The organism is Klebsiella sp. K47 (assembly GCF_051858335.1).
Classification (GTDB): Bacteria; Pseudomonadota; Gammaproteobacteria; order Enterobacterales; family Enterobacteriaceae; genus Klebsiella; species Klebsiella pneumoniae.
The window spans coordinates 1-3,872 of the sequence record NZ_JBPYUI010000019.1; the positions used below are offsets into that span (position 1 = coordinate 1).

Consider the following 3,872-nt stretch of genomic DNA (forward strand, 5'->3'; position numbering starts at 1 on the left):
GCCCAGCGCCGAGGTCGCCACCACCGCCAGCGAGGCGCCGGCGTTAAGCCCGAGAATATGCGGCTCGCCAAGCGGGTTACGGATCACCGTCTGCAGCAGCAGCCCGGCGACGCCGAGCGCCGCGCCGGTCAGCAGCGCCGCCGCCAGCCGCACCAGACGCAGATCGACGATAATCCGCTGCTCAAAGTTACGCGGATCGTACTCCAGCAGCGCTCGCAGCACCGTCTGCGGGGCGATCCAGCGGGCGCCTAAGCCAAGATGCACCAGCGAGGCGGCGATAAGCAGCAGCGTTAGCAGAAGCAGCGCCAGCCGGGGGCGGGGGCGACGCCGCGCGGAAAGCAGGATGGCCACGCTCATTGTGCCGCTGCCTGGCGGTCGCGAAACGGCATAAAGAAGGGTTTGCCGGTTTGCGGGTTAATCGACATCTGCACGTCAACGTCAAACACGCGTTTAATCAGCTCAGGGCTACAGACATCGTTGTCGCTAATCGTGCCAGCGATGCGCCCCTGTTTAAGGAATACCAGCAGATCGGCGTAGTTCACCGCAAAGTTAAGGTCATGGAGCACCGTCACCACCGTGCGGCCATGTTCGCGGGTGAGGGTCTGGAGCAGCTCAAGGATATCGACCTGATAGCGCAGATCGAGCCAGGTGGTCGGCTCATCGAGCAGAATGGTGGCCGTTTGCTGGGCCAGCGCCATGGCGATCCAGCAGCGCTGACGCTGGCCGCCGGAGAGGCTGTCCACCGGCAGATGGGCGAATTCGGCGGTACCGGTTAAGCGCAGCGCCTCCTCTACCGCCAGCTCATCGGCCTCGGACCACTGGCGCATCAGCCCCTGCCACGGGTAGCGCCCGCGCGAGACCAGCTCGAAAACGGTCAATCCTTCCGGGGTCAACGGCGATTGCGGGAGGATGCCCAGCTGGCGCGAGACGGCTTTCGTCGGCATCTGGTGAATGGCTTGCCCGTCCAGACGCACGCAGCCGCCGAGCGGTTTCAGCATTCTGGCGATGGTCGAGAGCAGCGTGGATTTGCCGGATCCGTTCGCCCCGGCCAGCACCGTCATTTTGCCGGTGGGAATGGTCAGGTTGATATCGTCAACGATCAGGGTCTGGCCGTAGCCGGCCGACAGGGCATCCAGTACGATCCCCTGCTCTGCAGGTTTCACCCGCTGTGGCATAACTCGCTCCTGCGCCGCAGCGTTCCAGACGATAGCTGGACATTCTGCAGTCAAATCAAAATAAATCTCATTCTCTTTTGATCATGACGGGGATGAATGTAGTAGTCAATACTCGCCATCGTCTTCAGACGGGGACGCTGACTACAGCGAGGCTGTGCCAACCCAATATAATTAAAATAAAATAATATCAGATAGATAACTACAGAACATTCCCTACTGGAGGTGTTTAAAACGTCCTGTTCCTCGCCGCTGAATTTTTATCTTGCATAACGTTTACTACTACATCCCTTCATGATTGAATGATTCTCAATTACACATCTGAAGGCGCATTCAGACGCTAAACAGAGTGCTTTTATTATTCAGGGCAATGATTTTATTGGCTTAATCTGACCGCAAAGGCAGATTCGTTCACGAGAAACAGATAATGACTCAACCCCATGTCGCCTGCAGGACGTTGCCAGGGCGCGCGCTTTTTTCGCTTCTTTTTTTAGCCTCACCGGGATTAATGGCCGCCGACAATCGCGCGGCGAAAAGTACTAACGACGCGGAAGAGACCATCACCGTAGTGGCCGACGGCGCGCAGCAAAGCGCCACCAGCGGCTATCAGCCGCTCAGCTCCGCCACCGCGACGCTAACCTCGATGCCGCTGCTGGATATTCCCCAGGTGGTCAATACCGTCAGCGATCGGGTTCTCGAAGATCAGCACGCCACCTCACTCGATGAGGCGCTGTATAACGTCGCTAACGTGGTGCAGACCAACACCCTCGGCGGTACCCAGGACGCCTTTACCCGCCGCGGCTTCGGCGCCAACCGCGACGGCTCGATCATGACCAACGGCCTGCGCACCGTGCTGCCGCGCAGCTTTAACGCCGCCACCGAACGGGTGGAAGTCCTGAAGGGGCCCGCCTCGACGCTGTACGGTATCCTCGACCCCGGCGGGCTGATCAACGTCATCACTAAACGGCCGGAGCGGCAGTTCTCCGGTTCGGTTTCCGGGACCTCCACCAGCTTTGGCGGCGGCACCGGCAGCGTCGACATCACCGGCCCCATCGAAGGCACAAATCTGGCGTACCGACTGATCGGCGAATATCAGAATGAGGATTACTGGCGCAATTTCGGTAAAAACAAAAGCAGCTTTATCGCCCCTTCCCTGACCTGGTTTGGCGAGCGGGCAACGGTGACCGCGTCCTATTCGCACCGCGACTACAGCGCCCCCTTTGATCGCGGCACTATCTTCGATCTGAATACCGGCCATGCGGTGAACGTCGATCGCAAAACCCGCTTCGATGAAGCGTTTAATATTACCGATGGCTATTCCGATCTCGCTCAGCTCAACGCCGAGTATCGCCTTAACGACGCCTGGACCGCGCGCTTCGATTACAGCTACAGCCAGGATCACTATAACGATAACCAGGCGCGGGTGATGGCCTATGATTCGGCGACCGGCAACCTCACCCGCCGGGTCGATGGTACCCACGGTTCAACGCAGAAGATGCACTCCACCCGCGCCGACCTGCAGGGCAACGTGGTAGTGGGCGGCTTTTATAACGAGCTGCTGACCGGCGTCGCCTATGAGAATTACGATCTGCTGCGCACCGATATGCTGCGCTGTAAGAACGTCAAAGGCTTTAACATCTATCATCCGGTCTACGGCACTCTCGACACCTGTAATACCGTCTCCGCCTCCGACAGCGACCAGCGCATTCAGCAGGAGAGCTATGCCGCATACGTGCAGGACGCGCTGTACCTGACCGACAACTGGATCGCCGTCGCCGGCGTGCGCTACCAGTACTACACCCAGTACGCCGGTAAAGGCCGACCGTTTAACGTCAATACCGACAGCCGCGATGAGAAATGGACGCCGAAAGCCGGCCTGGTCTACAAGGTCACGCCGAACGTCTCCCTGTTCGCCAACGTCGCCCAGTCGTTTATGCCGCAGTCGTCGATCGCCAGCTATATCGGCGAGCTGCCGCCGGAAGAGTCCACCTCTTACGAAGTGGGCGCCAAATTCGACCTGTTAAACGGTATTACCGCCAATATCGCGCTGTTTGATATTCATAAGCGTAACGTGCTGTACACCGAGAGCATTGGCGATGAGACGGTGGCCAAAACGGCGGGCAAAGTGCGTTCCCAGGGCGTGGAAGTGGATCTGGCGGGGTCCATCACCGATAACCTCAGCGTGATCGCCAGCTACGGCTACACCGACGCCAAAGTGCTGGAAGATCCGGATTACGCCGGGAAACCGCTGCCAAACGTACCGAAACATACCGGTTCGCTGTTCCTGACCTATGACATTCATAACGTCTATAACAGCAACACCCTGACCGTCGGCGGCGGCGGCCACGCGGTCAGCAAGCGTTCCGGCACCAACGGCGCGGATTATTATCTGCAGGGGTATGCGGTGGCGGATGTGTTTGCTGCCTATAAGATGAAGCTGCAGTATCCGGTGACGCTGCAGGTGAATGTGAAGAACCTGTTTGATAAGACCTATTACACTTCCTCGATCGGCACCAATAACCTCGGCAACCAGATTGGCGACCCGCGCGAAGTGCAGTTCACGGTGAAGATGGATTTTTAAGCCGGACCATGGCGTCGCGCCGGATATTCATTGCCGGGCGGCGCTGCGCTTGCGCCGGCCTACGTTTCCGTGACATTTGTCGCAGTTCGTAGGCCCGGTAAGGCGCAGCCGCCACCGGG

Annotated in this window: 3 protein-coding genes; 1 reads left to right on the forward strand and 2 read right to left on the reverse strand. The window is 58.9% G+C overall.

The features are described from left to right. Both RRF55_RS17960 and RRF55_RS17965 read right to left on the reverse strand, forming a co-directional pair. Positions 1-357 (reverse strand): iron chelate uptake ABC transporter family permease subunit (locus tag RRF55_RS17960; protein WP_161656212.1); only part of this gene is annotated, 357 nt, incomplete at its 3' end. Beyond that, positions 354-1,175 carry an ABC transporter ATP-binding protein gene (locus RRF55_RS17965; RefSeq protein ID WP_004184377.1) on the reverse strand — a complete coding sequence of 274 codons (822 nt, stop codon included), beginning with the start codon at positions 1,173-1,175 and terminating at the stop codon, positions 354-356. The genes RRF55_RS17965 and RRF55_RS17960, both read right to left, overlap by 4 nt. A 505-nt stretch (positions 1,176-1,680) precedes the next feature. Between RRF55_RS17965 and RRF55_RS17970 the strand changes: the two genes are divergently transcribed. Next, positions 1,681-3,753: a TonB-dependent siderophore receptor gene (locus RRF55_RS17970; protein WP_004891261.1), complete on the forward strand. Its 2,073-nt coding sequence runs from the start codon at positions 1,681-1,683 to the stop codon at positions 3,751-3,753. Positions 3,754-3,872: the final 119 nt, after the last annotated feature.